This is a genomic window from Methylobacterium sp. ME121, from assembly GCF_000974725.1.
GTDB classification, from domain to species: Bacteria; Pseudomonadota; Alphaproteobacteria; order Rhizobiales; family Beijerinckiaceae; genus Methylobacterium; species Methylobacterium radiotolerans.
In genome coordinates, this window is sequence record NZ_BBUX01000189.1 from 1 (window position 1) to 724 (window position 724).

The following is a 724-nucleotide window of genomic DNA, read 5'->3' on the forward strand; positions in this document are numbered from 1 at the left end:
ATCTCAGTACGAGCCGAACTTGTAGTTCAGGCCGGCGCGGACGACGGCGAACTCGGTCTTGGCGGCGGCGCCGTTGAGGTAGGCGATGCCGTTCGGGGGCAGGAGGTTGCCGTAGAACACGCCGCCGGCCGAGTTCTTCTGGCGGTCGAGGCTGACGTACAGGCCTTCGACCTTCAGCGTCACGGCCGAGGAGCGGAAGAAGTTCAGGAACGAGTCGGTCGGCAGGGCGTACTCGACGCCGCCGCCGGCGGCCCAGCCGGTGCGGAAGCTGTCGCGGAAGCGGTTGCCGGCGAAGTTCTGGTCGTCCTGGCCCGAGCCGTAGGCGAAGCCGCCAGTGCCGTACACGAGGGTGCGGTCGAAGGCGTAGCCGAGGCGACCGCGCACCGTGCCGAAGTAGTCCAGCCCGTTGCCGCTCGTGGCGACGAAGGCCGGCGGGTTGCTGAAGGCGACGCCGGGGAAGCCCAGGAAGCTGTAGTTCTGGGTGGCGTTGGCGCGGCGGGCGAAGTCGACGTACTGGGCGTCGGCCTCGAAGCCGATCACGACGCCGGAGCCCGGGGTGAACTGATAGTTGTAGCCGATCTGGGCGCCGCCCGAGAAGCCGTCGTTGTTGTTGCGGTTGCTGACGCTGACGACGCCGGCGGTGCCGGGCGAGTTGATCAGCGAGCCGCCGGGCAGGGCGTAGCTGGTGGTGTTGCGGCTGTTGGCGTCGAAGCCGTAGCCGGCG

The 724-nt window shown here is 68.9% G+C and carries 1 protein-coding gene; it reads right to left on the bottom strand.

Going from position 1 to position 724, the window contains the following annotated elements; genetic code table 11:
* Positions 1-3 precede the first annotated feature (3 nt).
* Positions 4-724, bottom strand: a 721-nt coding sequence (locus ME121_RS32870; RefSeq protein ID WP_059410349.1) for an outer membrane protein, incomplete at its 5' end; no start/stop codon positions are given.